The 17,466-nt window shown below is 69.0% G+C and carries 12 protein-coding genes; 6 read left to right on the top strand and 6 right to left on the bottom strand.

What is annotated here, in order from left to right; genetic code table 11:
- Nucleotides 1-41: 41 nt before the first annotated feature.
- From IWC96_RS14920 to IWC96_RS14900, 5 genes are all read right to left on the bottom strand, one after another.
- A complete protein-coding gene (locus tag IWC96_RS14920) occupies nt 42-1,328 on the bottom strand; it encodes an MFS transporter (protein WP_021695890.1) in 1,287 nt (428 codons plus the stop codon).
- 31 nt (nt 1,329-1,359) lie between these two features.
- A complete protein-coding gene (manD, locus tag IWC96_RS14915; protein WP_021695891.1) occupies nt 1,360-2,571 on the bottom strand; it encodes a D-mannonate dehydratase ManD in 1,212 nt (403 codons plus the stop codon).
- Nucleotides 2,572-2,585: 14 nt separating this feature from the next.
- The gene (locus IWC96_RS14910) at nt 2,586-3,731 is read right to left on the bottom strand and encodes an endo-1,4-beta-xylanase (protein ID WP_021695892.1); all 1,146 of its coding nucleotides are present in this window, start codon (nt 3,729-3,731) and stop codon (nt 2,586-2,588) included.
- Nucleotides 3,728-5,041, bottom strand: coding sequence for a cation:proton antiporter (locus tag IWC96_RS14905; RefSeq protein ID WP_021695893.1), 1,314 nt, complete (start codon nt 5,039-5,041; stop codon nt 3,728-3,730). The genes IWC96_RS14910 and IWC96_RS14905 overlap by 4 nt, the downstream gene beginning before the upstream one ends.
- Nucleotides 5,042-5,149: 108 nt before the next feature.
- Nucleotides 5,150-8,362 carry a TonB-dependent receptor gene (locus IWC96_RS14900; protein ID WP_370541149.1) on the bottom strand — a complete coding sequence of 1,071 codons (3,213 nt, stop codon included), beginning with the start codon at nt 8,360-8,362 and terminating at the stop codon, nt 5,150-5,152.
- A 290-nt stretch (nt 8,363-8,652) separates the two neighbouring features.
- Here IWC96_RS14900 and IWC96_RS14895 point away from each other — a divergent pair, with 290 nt between their 5' ends.
- From IWC96_RS14895 to IWC96_RS14870, 6 genes are all read left to right on the top strand, one after another.
- A complete protein-coding gene (locus IWC96_RS14895) occupies nt 8,653-10,176 on the top strand; it encodes a tryptophan halogenase family protein (protein ID WP_021695895.1) in 1,524 nt (507 codons plus the stop codon).
- On the top strand, nt 10,173-11,513 hold the full coding sequence (locus IWC96_RS14890; RefSeq protein ID WP_196839215.1) for a tryptophan 7-halogenase: 1,341 nt from the start codon (nt 10,173-10,175) through the stop codon (nt 11,511-11,513). Before IWC96_RS14895 ends, IWC96_RS14890 begins: the two co-directional genes overlap by 4 nt.
- A complete protein-coding gene (locus IWC96_RS14885; protein WP_021695898.1) occupies nt 11,510-13,039 on the top strand; it encodes a tryptophan halogenase family protein in 1,530 nt (509 codons plus the stop codon). Before IWC96_RS14890 ends, IWC96_RS14885 begins: the two co-directional genes overlap by 4 nt.
- Nucleotides 13,040-13,045: 6 nt before the next feature.
- Nucleotides 13,046-14,560, top strand: a complete 1,515-nt coding sequence (locus IWC96_RS14880; RefSeq protein WP_021695899.1) for a tryptophan halogenase family protein — start codon at nt 13,046-13,048, stop codon at nt 14,558-14,560.
- Nucleotides 14,561-14,646: 86 nt separating this feature from the next.
- Complete coding sequence (locus IWC96_RS14875; protein WP_021695900.1) at nt 14,647-16,347, top strand: glycoside hydrolase family 43 protein; 1,701 nt, start codon at nt 14,647-14,649, stop codon at nt 16,345-16,347.
- A gap of 56 nt (nt 16,348-16,403) precedes the next feature.
- The gene (locus tag IWC96_RS14870) at nt 16,404-16,745 is read left to right on the top strand and encodes a phage holin family protein (RefSeq protein ID WP_021695901.1); all 342 of its coding nucleotides are present in this window, start codon (nt 16,404-16,406) and stop codon (nt 16,743-16,745) included.
- On the opposite strand, the gene IWC96_RS14865 is transcribed toward IWC96_RS14870, so the two are convergent.
- Nucleotides 16,746-17,315, bottom strand: a complete 570-nt coding sequence (locus IWC96_RS14865; RefSeq protein WP_021695902.1) for a DUF3828 domain-containing protein — start codon at nt 17,313-17,315, stop codon at nt 16,746-16,748.
- Nucleotides 17,316-17,466 lie beyond the last annotated feature (151 nt).

Here is a 17,466-nt window from a genome sequence, read left to right as displayed (position 1 = left end):
GGGCGAAACCCGCGCGGCTGGAAGCCTCGACTCGGATCGGATCAGGCGGGGGGCAGCGCCGCGGGCTTCAGCTGGGGCGTCAGCAGATGGATGACCCCAAGAGCGATCAGATAGGTCACGCTGGCGAAGGCCAGCAGTGGCACATAGCTGCCGGTCGCCTCCAGCGTCCAGCCGGCCACCTTGGCGATGAACATGCCGCCGATCGCGCCGGCGAAACCGCCCAGACCCACCACCGTCGCCACCGCGTGTTTGGGGAAGGTGTCGGACACCAGGGTGAACAGATTGGCGGACCACCCCTGATGCGCCGCCGCCGCCAGGCCGATCACCGCCACCGCCGCGATCAGGTTGTCCGCGAACACAGCGATCGAGATCGGGGTCACGCACAGGGCGCAGACCAGCATGGCGGTCTTGCGCCCCCGGTTCACCGACCAGCCCCGGTGGATCAGCCGCGACGACAGCCAGCCGCCGCCCACGCTGCCCACGTCGGCCAGCAGATAGACCGCCACCAGCGGCGGCCCGAACGTCAGCAGGTTCAGGTCATAGGTCTTGCCGAAGAAGTCGGGCAGCCAGAACAGGAACAGCCACCACACCGGATCGGTCAGGAATTTGCCGACGATGAAGGCCCAGGCCTCGCGTCGCTTCAGCGCCTGCCCCCAGCTGATCTTTCCCGGCGCGTCCGGCGGGTCGCTCTCGATGTGGGCCAGTTCGGCGTGCGTCACGCGCGGGTGTTCGCGCGGGCGTCGATAGACCAGGAACCACACGGCCATGAGCACCAGCCCCGACAGGCCCGTGACGATGAACGCGGCGCGCCAGCCGAAGGCCAGCACCAGGATCGGCACGAGGATCGGCGTCAGCAGGGCGCCCACATTGGACCCGGCGTTGAAGATGCCGGTGGCCAGCGCCCGCTCGCGCTTGGGGAACCACTCCGACACCGCCTTGACCGCGCCGGGAAAGCCGGCGGATTCCCCGACGCCCAGGGCGAAGCGGGCCATGGCGAACTGGATCACCGAGCTGGCCCCGGCATGGGCGGCCGCCGCCAGGCTCCAGACCCCGATGGCGATGCCCAGCCCCCAGCGCGCGCCGATGCGGTCGATCAGGCGGCCCACCAGCAGCAGGCCGATGGCGTAGGCGCCCTGGAAGGCCACCACGATGTTGGCGTAGTCGCTCTCGCTCCAGCCGAACTCCACCTCCAGCACCGGCTTCAGCACGCCGAAGATCAGCCGGTCCACGTAGTTGATGGTGATGGCGAGGAACAGCAGGGCGCAGATCACCCAGCGGTAGTTGCCCCGAAAGGCGCGCGGACCGCGTTCAACCTGAATCTCGCTCATCTCGTGGTCCTTCCTCGCGGGGCGCGGCGTCTCACCAGTCGGTCATGGACCCGTCGGGCAGGCGCGCGACCGGCAGACAGGCGGGGCTGTACGGATGCTGCGCCGCCAGATCCTCGTCGATGTCCACGCCCAGCCCCGGCGCCTCGCCCGGGTGCATCATCCCGTCCGCGAAGCTGTAGGCGTGGGGAAACACCGCGTCCGTTTCGGGGGTGTGGCGCATGTATTCCTGGATGCCGAAATTCGGGATCGACAGGTCGAAGTGGAGGGCCGCCGCCATGGCCACCGGCGACAGATCCGTCGCCCCGTGACACCCGGTGCGCACCTTGTAGAGATCGGCCAGGGCCGCGATCCGGCGCAGGTGCGTGATCCCGCCGGCGTGCACCACCGTGGCGCGGATGTAGTCGATCAGCTGCTCCTCGATCAGGGTCTTGCAGTCCCAGATGGAGTTGAACACCTCGCCCACCGCCAGCGGGGTGGTGGTGTGCTGGCGGATCAGGCGGAACCCGGCCTGGTTCTCGGCCGCCACCGCGTCCTCCATCCAGAACAGGCGGTAAGGCTCCAGGTCCTTGCCCAGCCGCCCCGCCTCGATGGGCGTCAGCCGGTGGTGCACGTCGTGCAGCAGATGCACGTCCCAGCCCAGCGCCTCGCGCGCCGCGTCGAACAGCTGCGGCGCTGTCCTCAGATAGGGCTCGGTCGCCCACTGCGTCTCCGTCGGCAGGGCCGCGTCGGCGGGCTCGTAGAACATCTTGTCCTTCGAGACGCCGTAGGTCCCCTTCACCCCGGGCACCGCGGTCTGCAGCCGCACCGCCTTGTAGCCCCTGGCCACATAGTCCGCCGCCTGGGCCACGGTCTCGTCCACCGTCTCGCCGTTGGCGTGGCCGTAGACCATCACCCCCTCGCGGCACGCCCCGCCCAGAAGCTGATACAGTGGCAGCCCCGCCACCTTGGCCTTGATGTCCCACAGCGCCATGTCCACCGCCGCGATGGCGGTCATGGTCACCGGCCCGCGCCGCCAGTAGGCGCCCCGGTAGAGGTACTGCCAGATGTCCTCGATGCGGTGCGCGTCCCTGCCGATCAGACAGGGAATGACGTGCTCGGCCAGATAGGCGTCCACCGCCAGTTCGCGCCCGTTCAGGGTGGCGTCGCCCACGCCGCTGATCCCCGCGTCGGTCTCGATCTTCAGGGTGACGAAATTACGCCCGGGACAGGTCACGATGGTGCGGGCGGCGGTGATGACGGGCATGGGAACAGAATGACCTAGCGCGCCGGGGCGGCGATGAAGGCGTCGGCGATGGCCTGGCGCAAGGGCTTGGGCTGGTACGCAGCGTCGTAGGGCGTCGGCCGCTTGGCGATCCCGTCGGGCCGCACCCAGTGGGTCTGCAGCCAAGAGTAGGAATCCACCATGCCCCAGGCCAGCACGTCCTTGGTCTGCGGATAGCTCAGCATCAGGTCCAGATACCGCCGCGCCAGCTCGGCCACCGCCTGGTCCCGCGAGGGAATGTCGGCGGGCAGGTTCTTGTCGTGCACGTCGAACTCGCTGATGACGATGTCCAGGCCCATGCCCGTGACCTCGTCCATGAACCGGCGCCAGTTGCCTTCGCGCGCCGTGTCGAAGCCGACGGAGTCATCGCTGTTGCCCGAGCCGATGTGGCTCTGGATTCCCAGGGCGTCGATGGGCACGCCGCGCGCCTTCATCCCTTCCAGCAGACGCAGGACGCCCGCCTGATGCTGCTCGTGGCCGGCCTCCCAGCTCATGTAGTCATTGTAGACCAGCTGGGCGTTCGGGGCCGCCGCCCGCGCCGTGTGGAAGGACAGGTCGATGATCTCCTGATGACCCAGATGGCGCGACAGGGCCGTCTCGCGCAGGGCTCCGGTGTTCTCGTCCACGGTCTCGTTGACCACGTCCCAGGAATCGATCCGGTCGCCGTATCTGTCGACGATGGCGTTGATGTGCTCCACCACCAGACGCTCGGCCTCGGCCGCCGGACGCGCGCCGTAATCGTGGGTCTCCAGCCATTCGGGAAACCAGCGCGGATGGTGCCAGACCAGGGTGTGGCCCCGCACGCCCATGCCGTGCTGCGCCGCGAAATCCATCACCCGGTCAGCCCGCACATAGTCATAGGTGTTCACGTCGGGCCGCAGCACGTACCACTTGAGTTCATTCTCATGCACCAGCATGCCGCACTCGCGGGCCAGGATTTCGCGATAGCGCGGATCATCCAGGGAGGCTGTCACGGTCCCCGGCTGCCCGGCGCCCACAGCGCTGCCGAAGCGCATGCCCTTTCTCTGGGCCAGCTCATGCAGGGAGGGGGTCGGGGTCCCCTGCCCTCGTGCATTTGCGGACTCGCAGGCGGCCAGCAGGCCGACGGCGGACAGGCTCAGGGCCTGGCGACGGTTCATCATGATGTGTCTCTCACGCTTGCGGCGCCGGGAGGCGCGCCGGGTTCAGGGTCGGCCAACTGGCCAAGTTCGCCCCGCGCCCGGGCCTTGCGGCCATAGACGCGCTCGAACAGGGGCGAGGCCATGAGGGTGGTGACGATGGCCATCAGCACCAGGATCGAGAACAGCGCGGGGCCGATCAGACCGCGCTGCAGGCCGATGTTGATGATGATCAGCTCCATCAGGCCCCGGGCGTTCATCAGGGCGCCGATGCCCAGGGCCGTGGCGTTGTCCTGGCCGGTCAGACGCGCCGCCGCCCAGCAGGCGCCGAACTTGGCCAGCACCGACCCCGCCAGCACCACAAGGGCGATGAGCAGCAGCGGCCAGCTGTCCACCGCCGTCAGCTGGGTGTTCAGGCCCGAATAGGTGAAGAACATCGGCAGCAGCACCACCACCGTGAACGGCTCCAGTTGCTTGCGCACCTGTTCGGCGAACAGCCCCCTGGGCATCACCGCGCCCAGCAGGAAGCCGCCGAACACCGCGTGAATGCCGATGGCGTCCATGGCGAAGGCCGACAGGGCGAACAGCATCAGGGTCACGGCCATCAGCCCGGGCCCGACGCCGCCTTCGCGCTCGGCCATGTCGCCCAGCCGCACCAGCAGCCTGCGACCGATGGTGGTCATGAACACCATGAACAGGGCCGCCCCGCCCACGGCGGTGACCGCCATGCCGGCGCCGGCGCCGAAGCTGGCCAGGACGATGGCAAGGATGATCCAGGCCCCCGCATCGCCGATGGCCCCGGCCGACAGGGACAGGGTTCCCAGCGGCGTGCCCGACAGCCCGCGCTCATGGATGATGCGCGCCAGCATGGGAAAGGCGGTGATGGAGATGGCCGCGCCCATGAACAGCATGGCCTGGGCCAGGGTCGCCCGGTCGCTGAACAGACCCGGCGTATTGAGCAGCCACGGCGTGATCAGCACCGCCAGCAGGAACGGCGCGGCCGTGCCGGCGAAGGACACCGCCGCGGCGCTTTTCGCCTGACTCAGGAAGTGATCCGTACGGAACCCCAGCCCCACCAGGAACATGTAGAGGCCCACGCCAAGCTGGGCGCCGACATAGAGGACGTCCCGGGATTCCGCGGGAAACAGCATGCCCTGGATCTCGGGGGCCAGCAGGCCGAACAGCGACGGCCCGAGGATCACCCCGGCGATCATCTCGCCCACCACCTGCGGCTGGCCCAGCCAGCGCTTCGCGGCCCAGCCGACGATCCGGCAGGCGGCCAGGATCACGGCCAGCTGCAGGAAGAATACGACGCTCAACTCCGCGGCCGTCATGCGGCGCTCCCGTGATCCCCCCGCTCACATCACGCGCGGGGCGGACGAAAAGAAAAAGGGGCGGCCTCCGGCGAACCGGCGATCCGCCCCCAAGTCGACCGACCAGCTCTAGAAGGTCGCGCGCAGCACCACGGTGAAGCGGCGATCGTTCATGAACCAGGACCGTCCGGCCGTCAGGAGATCGTTGTTCAGGACCTGACTGGTGCGGGTGATCTCATTGGTCAGATTGACCCCCTGCACCCCGATCCTGAAGTTGTCGTTGACCGTGTAGAAGAACGAGCCGTCCAGCTGGCCGCCGCCTTCCTGGATGATCGGGGCGAAGGGCACGATCACGTCGCGCACCGTCACCACGAAGTCCGAGCGGTAGGAGTAGGCCAGGCGCATGGACAACGGCCCCTTCTCGTAGAAGGCGGCGAAGTTCGCCGTGTGCTCCGACAGGCCCTGCAGCGGCAGCAGACCGGTGTCCACATTCGCCACCCGGCCCGATCCCACGTCCGGATCCGTGGCCGACAGGGTGCTCTGGCTGACGCCCTCGGAGTCCACATAGGTGTAGTTGGCGTTCACACCCAGGCCGTCCCACGGCGCCGGCAGGAAGTGGTAGACCTGCTGGTAGGCCAGCTCGAAGCCCTGGACCGAACCCGTCTCGTCCGAGTTCACCGGCTGGGTCACCACCGCGTCGAAGGTGGCGCCGTTGTTGGTGAACGAGGTCCGGGTGACGCCGTTGGTGATCACATCCTTCAGGCGCTTGTAGAACACCGACAGGGTGATCGACCCCACATCATCGAAGTACCATTCGGCCGAGGCGTCGAAATTCACCGAGTCGATCGGGCGAAGGTAGGCGTTGCCGACGTTGAAGCGTCCGGTCGGCCGGCCGTTGATGATGTCATCCTCCAGAGCCGACAGCGCCACGTTGTAGTAGTTCCGCGTCAGGCCGATGTCCGGCAGCGTGATGGCCCGCGAGACGCCGAAACGGAACTGCAGCCCGTTGTCCAGCCGCGCCAACACATTGACGCTGGGCAGCCAGTAGTCGAACGAGGTTTCCGCATTGTCCTCGAACGTGGCGCCGTTGGCGAAGGCGCGGGCCTCGGCGCGCACCGCCGGGTCCAGACCGCAGAACGCCGACCGCTCCTCACCCGGAGGCAGGGGCGCCGTACATTCGGCTTCGGACGTGAAGTTCTGCTGCGTGAACGCGCGGACACCCTCCGCCGAACGCTCCATGTCCACATAACGGATGCCGACATTGCCGCTCAGCTGGACGCCGTTGTCCAGATCGCCCCGGAAGCGCAGCATGGCGTAGGCCGCGTTGGTGTCTTCCTGAACAGGGTTGATCTCCTGCGGAAGGAACGGCGTGCCGGGATTGACGCCGCAACGCATGGCCAGAGGCACCCAGTTCTGCGGGCAGCCGTCAGCGCCGTTTCGGGCGCGCCACTCGTCGCCCATCAGCAGGGCGTAATCCACATAGTCCTGATAGTTCTGGACGATGTTCGACCCATAGAACAGCCGCGGCTGGCCGCCCGTCGGATTGGGCACCTCGCCCCGCATGAAGTTGTCGAAGTTGAAGGTCCGGTGGAAATCGCTCGGGGTAGCGCCGCCTCCGGTGGCCGGGTCGCCGTTGGCCGCTTCATCCAGCCAGACGGGTCCGCCGCCGCCCCAGATTTCGCTGACCACGCCCCAGTTGTAGGTGCTGAATCGGGTGGTCTGGTCCCGCTCCGAACGCCGCACGCCGAAGCGGACGGATTCCAGGATCGGCATGTCGAAGAACTGATAGTCGACGTCGATGCGCACCGCGTCCAGGGTGCCCTCGCTCTCCTCGATGTGGTCCATCGCTGAGCGGGTGAAGGTGTTGTACGGGTTCGACAGACTGTCGTTCGGGCTGACGCCATACGTCGGACAGTTGTTCGTCGCCGGACCCGTACAGATGCTGCCGTCCGGCGCGCGGCGATCCGGCGTCAGGAAGGTGACGATCGGGATGTCGCTGCCCTGCATCTGAATGTCGGCGTACTGGAACGTGGAGTTCCACAGCCCCGCGTCGATGACATCGACCGTCGAATCCACGTGCTGATAATCGAAGTTGACGCGCAGGCGCTCGGTCGGCGTCCACTTGAAGTTCAGACCATAGTCCGTGGTCACATACTCCTGATGGACATCGCGGCGGATGTTGTTGCTCTGCAGGCCCCAGGCGGGCGTCCGCGGATCGGCCCCGTTCTGATCGTCCCGCCAGCCGGTCTGGCCGGTGATGACGCCGTTGGTGAACAGGCCGTCAGGGCCGAAGTCCAGGGTCGTCCCCTGAAGCGCCTGGGAGTCGCCGTTGTTCGACACATTGTCCGTGGCGATCTCCATGGCGTGCTCGGTCCACGCCTGGGTGGAGTCCGAACGCAGGAACTGCGCGGTCGCCTCCATGGTCCGGTCCGGGCTGCGCCACTGACCGGCGGCCGCATAGCCCGTCCGCTCGCGATCAAAGATCTGGCTGCGGAAGGCCGCGCCGCGCGGGAACCAGACCTGGCCCACCTCGGTGCCGGCCGGGCCCACCACGTCGCCGTTGCTGTACAGGGTGCGCGGCGCGTAGTTGGAGATCTGCTGGCCGTCGCTGCGGGCGGTCAGTTCAGAGCTCACCGCGTTCAGCAGCAGGCCGAATTCGCCCGCTTCGGTGTCCCAGCGGTCGCTGTAGAGCAGCGAGACCGTCGGGGTCCACTCCTCGGCGAAGTCGCCGTAGCTGGCCTCGACCGACCCCGCCAGGACGCGGCCCGGCGAGTCGAACGGCACGCGGGTGCGCAGATTGATGGTTCCGGAGATGCCGCCCTCGACCATGTCGGCGGACGGGTTCTTGAACACGTCCACGCCGCCCATCAGTTCGGCGGGCACGTCCGAGAAGCTCAGCACGCGGCCGTTGGTGGCGCTGAAGGTGTCGCGGCCGTTCAGCTCGCTTCGCACCCAGGTCAGGCCGCGGACGACCACGCCCGAGCCCTCGATGGAGAAGTGGTCCGGATCGACACCGGCGCGGAAGCGGTCGATGGACACGCCCGGCACCCGCTGCAGGGCCTCGGTCACGCTGCGGTCCGGCAGGGCCCCGATGTCCTCGGCGGTGATGGAATCGACGAAGACCTCCGAGTTCCGCTTGATCTCCTGCGAGCTGCGCAGGCTGGCGCGGATGCCGGTGATGACGACCTCCTCGACCTCGACGGCGTCGTCATCCGGCGGCGCGTCCTGCGCCATGGCCGGCGTCGCGGCCATGACCGCGGCGATGACCGCGACGGAGGCGCCGGCCTTCAGGCCGGCTCCGAAGCGGACGGAGTCCGCACGTGTTGTTCTTGAAGTATGCACCCGATTTCCTCCCCAGCATTTTCTTTTGTTAGCGCTACCAAATTGGGGCAGAGCCAAATGTCTGATTAATGAAGTCGTAGCCTAGCTTTTCCGGTTCCGCAAGTCCTCCTTTCCCTGACGTAATGGGTGACGCAATCCCGCCACATCCCGGGACCCGCACTGGGGTTTCAGCCGTTCCTCCCTTGAAAAACAGGGCTTTGGAACGCTTCCCCGACACGATAGACGGCATTGACCGCGCCATTTTTCTGCCTCTAGATGGAAAGAAAGCGCTGTGGGGAGAGCGCAACAGCATGTCGGACAAATGCATCACCAAGGTGCTGATCGTCGGCGGCGGCACCGCCGGCTGGATGACCGCCGCCGCCCTGTCCGAGACCCTGAAAGGGTTGGCGCTGGACATCCGTCTGGTGGAGTCCGAGGCCATCGGCACGGTGGGCGTGGGCGAATCCACCATTCCCCACATCCGCCACTTCAACACCCGGCTGGGGATCAACGAGGCGGATTTCCTGTCCCGCACCCAGGCCACCTTCAAGCTGGGCATCGAGTTCCGGGACTGGGGCCGGCTGGGCGACAGCTACATCCATCCGTTCGGGGCCTACGGCGCCGATCCCGCCGCCCATGAGGTCGAGTTGTTCCACCACCTGTGGACCCGCGCGGGCGCGCCAGAGTCCCTGGAGGCCTGGAGCCTGCCCGTCGCCATGGCGCGGCGCGAGCGTTTCACCCATCCCTCGACCGACCCGGCCTCGCCCCTGTCGGGCTTTTCGTATGCTTACCAGTTCGACGCCTCGCTCTACGCCGCCTATCTGCGTCGCTATTCCGAGGCGCGCGGCGTGGTGCGCACAGAGGGCCGCATCGCCGACGTCGCCCTGCATGGCGAGACCGGTTTCGTCACCCATGTGACGCTGGAAAGCGGCGAGCGCATCGACGCCGATCTGGTCATCGACTGCTCCGGCTTTCGGGGGCTGGTGATCGAGCAGGCCATGAAGACCGGCTATCATGACTGGACCCGCTGGCTGCCCTGCGACCGGGCCGTGGCCCTGCCCTGCGAGCACGGCGGTCTCTTCCCCCCCGCCACCCGCGCCACGGCGCTCAAGGCCGGCTGGGCCTGGCGCATCCCGCTGCAGCACCGCGTCGGCAACGGCCATGTCTATTGCAGCGCCTTCCTCGACGACGACGCGGCCGAGACCGCCCTGATGGACCAGCTGGAGGGCGCCGCCCTGGCCCCGCCCAACCGCCTGCGGTTCCTCACCGGCAAGCGCAAGCTCCAGTGGAACCGCAACTGCGTGGCCATCGGCCTGGCGTCCGGGTTCCTCGAGCCGCTGGAGTCCACCTCGATCCATCTGATCCAGGCCGCCATCGGCTATCTGCTGGACCTGTTCCCAACCGGCGACTGGGACCCGTCCGACGCCGCCGAGTTCAACCAGACCATGGACATGGAGTACGAGCGCATCCGCGATTTCCTGGTGCTGCACTATCACGCCACCACGCGCGACGATTCCGAGTTCTGGAACCACTGCCGCACCATGACCATCCCCGATTCCCTGGCCTGGAAGATGGAGCTGTTCCGCGAGCGTGGGGTCGTGGCCGCCTATGAGCACGGCGTCTTCCTGCATCCCAGCTGGGTCGCGGTCTATGTGGGCCAGCATGTCACCCCCCGCCGCTGGGACCCGCGCCTGGACGATCTCGACCCCGCCGCCGTGCGCGCCGATCTGGAAGGCCAGCGCCGCCGCATCGCCGGCCTGGCCGAGCGCCAGCCTCGCCACGCAGACGTCCTGGGCGCCGCCCGCGCCGCCGTCATGGCCGAGGCCCGGGCATGAGCGACGCCCGCTCCACCGGGACGGTCATCGTCGGCGACGGCCCCGCCGCCTGGATCATGGCCCTGGCGATCAGCCGAGGCGCCCCCGCCCGCGTCACCGTCATCACCCAGCCCTCGCCCGGCGATGTGGATCCCTACGGCCCGGCCCTGACCGCGCCCCCGGCGATCCGCGATCATCACGCCGACCTCGGCCTACACGACGCGGAGGTCATGGCCGCCGCCGTGCCCCTGTTCGGCCTGGCGCTGGAGGGGTGGGGCGACGCCCCCGCCTTCATCCCCTTCGGCCAGACCGGCGCTGACATGGCCTCGGTCACCTTCCACCAGCAGCTGGCCCGGCTGGACCGTCTCGACGCCCTGGCCGACCATTCCCTGTCCGCCCAGGCCGCGCGCCGGCGCCGCTACGCCCCGCCCTCGACGGACCCGGCCTCCTTCCTCTCCACCCTGGACCACGGGCTCAGCCTCGACGCAGGGCCCTACGCCGCCCTGCTGCGCCGCCACGCCCTGAAAGCCGGCGCGACCGTCATCGAGGGCGCGGTCAGGACGGTGGAGCGCGCCCCGTCCGGCGCCGTCGCCGCCGTCTCCCTCGCGGACGGCGCGACCGTGCCCGGCGACCTGTTCATCGACGCCTCAGGCCCGGCCGCGGTCCTGACCGACGCGCCGCTCCAGTCGTGGGCCAGCGACCTCCCCTTCGACCGTCTCCATGTGGAGACCACGCCCGACAGCGAACCGCCGCTCCATCTCGTCTTCCGCACCCCCGGCGACGGCCTCGAGCGCGACGCCCCCCTGCCCGGCCGTCGGGTGCAGGCGCGGCTGACCCGGGGCGGCGACGGCGCGCCCTTCCAACCCGGCCGCCGGGACCGCTTCCGGGACCGCAACGTCATCGCCGTCGGCGCCGCCGCCCAGGTCCTGCCGCCGCTGGGCGCCGGGGCCCTGCATCTGATCCACCGCGCCGCCGGGCATCTGGTCCGGCTGTGGCCCGCCACCGCCGACGGGGCGGTCGAGGCGCGCGAGTTCGACCGGCTGATGACCGCCGAGGTGGAGGCCGACCGCGACTTCGCCCTGATGCTGCTGCGCCGTCAGGGCGCGACGCTGACCGCGCCCGCCGCCCACCGCCTGGCCCTGTTCGAAGCCCGGGGCCGGGTCAGCCGCCGCGAACAGGAGCCCTTCACCCCCGGCTTCCTCGCCGCCGCCCTGCTGGCCTCAGGCGTCCGGCCGCGCCGCGTCGACCCGATGGCCGAGGCGCTGGACCCCGCCATGCTGGCCGCCCGCGCCGACCGCATCCGCGACCTGGCCTCCCGCACCGCCTCCACCTTGCCGCCCTGGAACCCCGCCCCATGATCCAGCCGGATCTGATCCGAAACGTGGTCATCGTCGGCGGCGGCACAGCCGGTTGGATGGCGGCCGCAGCCCTGTCCCGCCTCATCGCGAACGGCGTCACCAGCGTGACCCTGGTGGAGTCCGACACCATCGGAACCGTGGGCGTGGGCGAGGCGACGATCCCGCCCATCCGAACCTTCAACGAGATGCTGGGCCTGGACGAGCGCGCCTTTCTTCAAGCCACCCGCGGCTCCTACAAGCTGGCCATCGAGTTCGTGGACTGGACCCGCCCCGGCCACACCTATCAGCACCCGTTCGGCCCCTTCGGCGCCGACATCAATGCGGTCAAATTCCATCAGTTCTGGCTCAAGATGCACCGCGAGGGCCGCGCCGCGGAGTTCGGCGACTACAATCTGTGCGGCGTGGCCGCGCGCCTGAACCGCTTCGGCGCCCTGCCCCCGCAGCACCGCTCGCCCCTGACCCCCATGTCCTGGGCCTATCATTTCGACGCCGCCCGCTACGCCCGCTTCCTGCGCGACCATGCCGAGACGCGCGGGGTGGTGCGTCAGGAGGGCAAGGTCGTCTCGGTGGAGCAGCGCCCCGAAGACGGCTTCATCGACGCCATCGTGCTGGACGACGGCCGCCGGGTCGAAGGCGAGCTGTTCATCGACTGCACCGGCTTCCGGGGCCTGCTGATCGAACAGGCCCTCAAGGCCGGGTTCGAGGACTGGAGCCACTGGCTGCCCTGCGACCGGGCCGTGGCGGTCCAGTGCCTCAACGACAACGCCATCTCCCCCTTCACCCGCTCCACCGCCCGCGAGGCCGGCTGGCAATGGCGCATCCCGCTCCAGCACCGGGTCGGCACGGGCTATGTCTATTCCAGCGCCCACATCTCCGACGATCAGGCCGCCGACACCGTCATGGCCAATCTGGACGGCAAGCCCGTCACCGACCCCCGGATCCTCAGCTTCCGGGCCGGGCGCCGCAGGAAGGCCTGGGTCAAGAACTGCGTCGCCCTGGGCCTGGCCTCAGGCTTTCTGGAGCCGCTGGAGTCCACCAGCATTCACCTGATCCAGGCCGGCATCACCAAGCTGCTGGCCCTGTTCCCGCACCGGGGCTTCGACCCGGTGGCCATCGACGAGTACAACCGCCTGACCAATGTCCAGATCGAGCAGATCCGCGACTTCATCATCCTGCACTACCACGCCAACGAGCGCACCGGCCTGGACCTTTGGGACCACGTCCGCACCATGGCCATCCCCGACTCCCTGCAACACAAGCTCGACCTGTTCCGGGGCGCCGGCCGCTTCTTCCGCCACGAGGACGAGTTGTTCGCCGAGTCCAGCTGGATGGCCGTGCTGATCGGCCAGAACGTCATGCCCCAGCGGTACGACCCCCTCGTCGACTCCATCCCCGAGGCTGACGTGGCCCGCGCCATGGAGGAGCTGCGCACCACCATCCGCGCGGCGGCCGAAAGCCTGCCCGATCACGCCGACTTCCTGGCCCGCCACTGCGCCGCGCCCGAACCTGAATCCGTCCCCGCCTGAGGCCCCATGACCGACACCACCGACCACCGCATCCGGAAGATCGTCATCGTCGGCGGCGGCACGGCCGGCTGGATGACCGCCGCCGCCATGGCCAAATTGCTGGGCCGCGACTTCGCCGACATCACCCTGGTGGAATCCGACGACATCGGCATCGTCGGGGTCGGCGAGGCCACCATCCCCCAGATCGGCATCTACAACCGCATGCTGGGCCTGGATGAGGACGAGTTCGTCCGCAAGACCCAGGGCTCCTTCAAGCTGGGCATCCAGTTCGTGGACTGGGGCAGGAAGGGCCACACCTATTTCCACCCCTTCGGCCCGTTCGGCGTGGACATGGAGGGGGTGTCCTTCCACGCCTACTGGCAGCGGCTGCATCTGGCGGGCGACCCGCACCGGCTGGAGGACTATTCGCTGCAGGCCGTGGCGGCGGCCGAGAACCGCTTCATGCGCGCCATCGACGCGGGCCGCTCGCCTTTGTCCAGGATCGCCTACGCCTTCCACTTCGACGCCGGCCTCTACGCCCGCTTCCTGCGCGGCTTCGCCGAGGAGCGGGGCGTCGTGCGCCGCGAGGGCAAGATCGTCGATGTGGAGCAGCGCGCCGAGGACGGCTTCATCCAGGCCGTGAAGCTGGAAAGCGGCGAACGCATCGAGGGCGAGCTGTTCATCGACTGCTCCGGCTTCCGGGGCCTGCTGATCGAACAGACGCTCAAGACCGGCTACGAGGACTGGACCCGGTGGCTGCCCTGCGACCGCGCCGCCGCCGTGCCCTGCGAGAGCGTGCCGACCTTCACCCCCTACACCCGCTCCACCGCCCGCGACGCCGGCTGGCAGTGGCGTATCCCGCTGCAGCACCGCACCGGCAACGGCTACGTCTATTCCAGCGACCACATCAGCGACGATCAGGCCGCCGAGACCCTGCTGGCCAATCTGGACGGCAAGCCCCTGGCCGACCCGCGCTTTCTGCGTTTCGTCACCGGGCGGCGCAAACAGGCCTGGGTCAAGAACGTGGTGGCCATCGGCCTGTCGTCCGGCTTCATCGAGCCGCTGGAGTCCACCAGCATCCACCTGATCCAGAGCGGCGTCGCCAAGCTGATGCAGATGTTCCCGGACAAGCGCTTCGAGCCCGCTGACCGCGAGCGCTTCAACCGCATGACCCAGGTCGAGACCGAACAGGTCCGCGACTTCATCATCCTGCACTATCACCTGACCGAACGGGACGACACGCCGTTCTGGGACCGCTGCCGCACCATGGACGTGCCCGACAGCCTCAAGGAGAAATACCGCCTGTTCGAAGGCTACGGCCGGATCTTCCGCGAGAACGACGAGCTGTTCAACGACACCAGCTGGATGGCCGTCATGGTCGGCCAGGGCCTGAAGGCCCGCGGCTACGACCCCGTCGCCGACGTCCTGAGCCTGGACGAAACCCGCGCCCGCCTTGCCGAAATCCGCCGCGTCATGCGCACCTCCGCCGATTACATGCCCCTGCAGACCGAGTTCATCCGCAACAACTGCGCGGCGGGGTGAGGGTACGCAGACCCTCTGGACACACCGCCCCTCTCCACCCATGATAGCGCTAACAATGACGCCGCCCGGCGGCGCGGGAGGACATCATGAAATACGCCCTGACGGCCCTCGCGGCCGGCCTCGCCCTGACTGCGCCCGCCTTCGCGCAGGACGCCCCCACCGCCCGTTTCGACTGGTTCGCCTATGAGGGCGCCGATCCGGAGCACGCGGTGGTCCAGCCCGGCCCCGGCCAGTTCCGCAACCCGATCCTGTCCGGCTTCTATCCCGACCCGTCCAACACCCGCGCGGGCGAGGACTATTATCTGGTCACCTCGACCTTCGCCTACTTCCCCGGCCTGCCCGTGTTCCACAGCCGCGATCTGGTCAACTGGACCCAGATCGGCAACGCCATCGACAGGCCGGACCAGGTGGACTTCGGAACGCTGGGCCTGTCGCGCGGCCTGTTCGCCCCGACCATCGAGCACCACGAGGGGGTCTTCTACATCCTCAACACCTGCGTGGACTGCGGCGACAATTTCGTCATCACCGCCACCGACCCGGCGGGACCGTGGTCCGACCCGGTCTGGCTGCCGGATCTGGCGGGCGGCATCGACCCGGCCCTGTTCATCGACGAGGACGGCTCGGCCTGGATCCTCAACAACGGCCCGCCGGACCGCGAGCCGGAATACGAGGGCCACCGCGCCATCTGGATCCAGCGTTTCGATCTGGAGACCCTGTCCACCCAGGGCCCGCGCACCCTGCTGGTGGACGGCGGCGTGGACTTCTCGACCCAGCCCATCTGGATCGAGGGGCCGCACATCTACAAGGTCGACGGCCGCTATGTGCTGACCGCGGCCGAGGGCGGCACGGCCGAGGCGCACTCCCAGGTCGCCCTGGTCGCCGACCGGCCCGACGGGCCCTATACGCCCGATCCGGACAACCCCTTCCTGACCCAGCGCGACCTGCCGCGCGACCGGGACTTCCCCATCACCTCGGCGGGCCACGCCGATCTGGTCCAGACGCCGGACGGGGACTGGTGGGCCACCTTCCTGGCCGTGCGTCCCTATGGCGAGGACTTCTACAACACCGGGCGCGAGACCTTCCTGATGCCCGTGACATGGGAGAACGGCTGGCCGCGCATCACCGCGCCGGGCGAGGTCATCCCCCATGTGCTGGACCGCCCCGACCTGCCCGAGCAGCCCGCGCCTGACCTGCCCACCACCGGCCCGTTCAGCGTCACCGAGGACTTCGACGGCGAGGCCCTGCCCATCCACTGGCTGACCGTCCGCAACCCCCGCTCGGACTGGTTCAGCGTCTCAGGCGGCGCCCTGCACCTGACCGCCCGGCCGCAGGGCCTTGGCGACATGGCCAATCCGTCCTTCGCCGCCCGCCGCCAGCAGCACATGACCGCCGCCGCCTCCACCGAGGTGCGCTTCACCCCGGCCCACGACGGCGACCGCGCGGGCCTCGCCGCCTTCCAGAGCGACGACTTCTGGTGGTTCATCGGCGTCGGCCGTCATGAGGGTCAGGACGTGGTGCTGGTCGAGCGCCGGGCCGGGCCGGACGATCCGGCGCGCGGCGTCATCGTCGCCTCCGCCCCCCTGCCCGTCGCCCCCGGCCAACCCCTGCGCCTGCGGGCCAGCGTCGACGTCGGCGAGATCGACCTGGCCTTCGCCACACCGGACGGTCAGTGGACGGCGCTTGTCACCGACGGCGACGCCAGCATCCTCAGCACCCGCACCGCCGGCGGCTTCGTCGGGTCGGTGTTCGGCGCCTACGCCTATTCCCCCGCCGGACCCGCCGATTGATGCAGCCAATCCCGCCGGCGCGCGCTATGCTCGCGCCGGTTCAAAGGGAGGCGCTCATGGTCCGTTTCATCGTCCAGTGGCTGGTCACGGCCCTCGGCCTGTGGCTGTCGTCGGTCCTGATCGCGGGCGTCGAGTTCAGCAGCACCACAGTGCTGATCCTGGCCGCCCTTGTGCTGGGCCTGATCAATGCGGTGATCCGGCCCATTCTGGTGATCATCACCTTCCCCATCACGGTCATCACCCTGGGCCTGTTCCTGCTGGTGGTGAACGCCGCCATGATCGGCCTGGCCTCGGCCTTCTTCGACGGCTTCACGGTCAGCGGCTTCTGGCCCGCCATCGGCGCCGCCGTGGTCACCGGCGTGGTCAGCTGGATCGCCGGCGCCTTCATCCGCGACTGATCACTCCGCCAGCGTCCGCCGGAACGAGAACCCGTCGTCGGTGCGGATGTCGTCCACGCGCCAGCCGTCCGCCTCGCGCCGCAGGATGAACAGCGGCGCCCGCGCGCTCTCGGCGTCGTCCGCCTTGCCGAAGTCGAAGCGCGCCCGCACCGCCGCCCGGTCGGCCGAGGCCTCGACCACGCTGACCTCGCGCAGGGTCAGGCCGTGGGGGTCCTGGCACAGGCACACCGGATCGGCCTCCAGCGCCGGGTGCAGGCCTTCGTCGGGCCAGGCCCGCGCCGCCTCCAGCATCCCCGCCACCTCGGCGGTGAACACTTGTCCCGCCACCGCCGGATCCAGCGGCGCGAAATCGGCGTCGTCCATCCGCGTGTAGAGAGTCCGCACAAAGGCCTCCGCCTCGCCCCGCGCCGTCTCCGTCGGGTCGGCCGCCGCCTCCGGCGCGTCCGCCTCCGGCTTGGTCTCTTCCGCCGCTGCAGGCGCCTCGACCCCGGGCGTGGCTTCTGGCTCATCCGCCGCGCCGCACGCCGCCAGCCCCAGGCCCAGAACCGCCGCCATCATCATCCGCCGCATCACGCCCTCCCCTGTCATGCGCCCATCCCGCCGCCGCGTCCCCGTCCTGGCCACTGTCCATAGCTGACGGCCTCTGCTAGACCGGCCGCCATGACGGTTCGTGCGCGCATCATCCTGATTTCCATTCGCCGCCCGGCGTAGCGCTTCAGGG

It is taken from the genome of Brevundimonas sp. BAL450, assembly GCF_015767455.1.
Taxonomy (GTDB): domain Bacteria; phylum Pseudomonadota; class Alphaproteobacteria; order Caulobacterales; family Caulobacteraceae; genus Brevundimonas; species Brevundimonas abyssalis.
The sequence above is the reverse complement of the archived record's forward strand: the minus strand, read 5'-3'. Positions and strand labels throughout refer to the sequence as shown.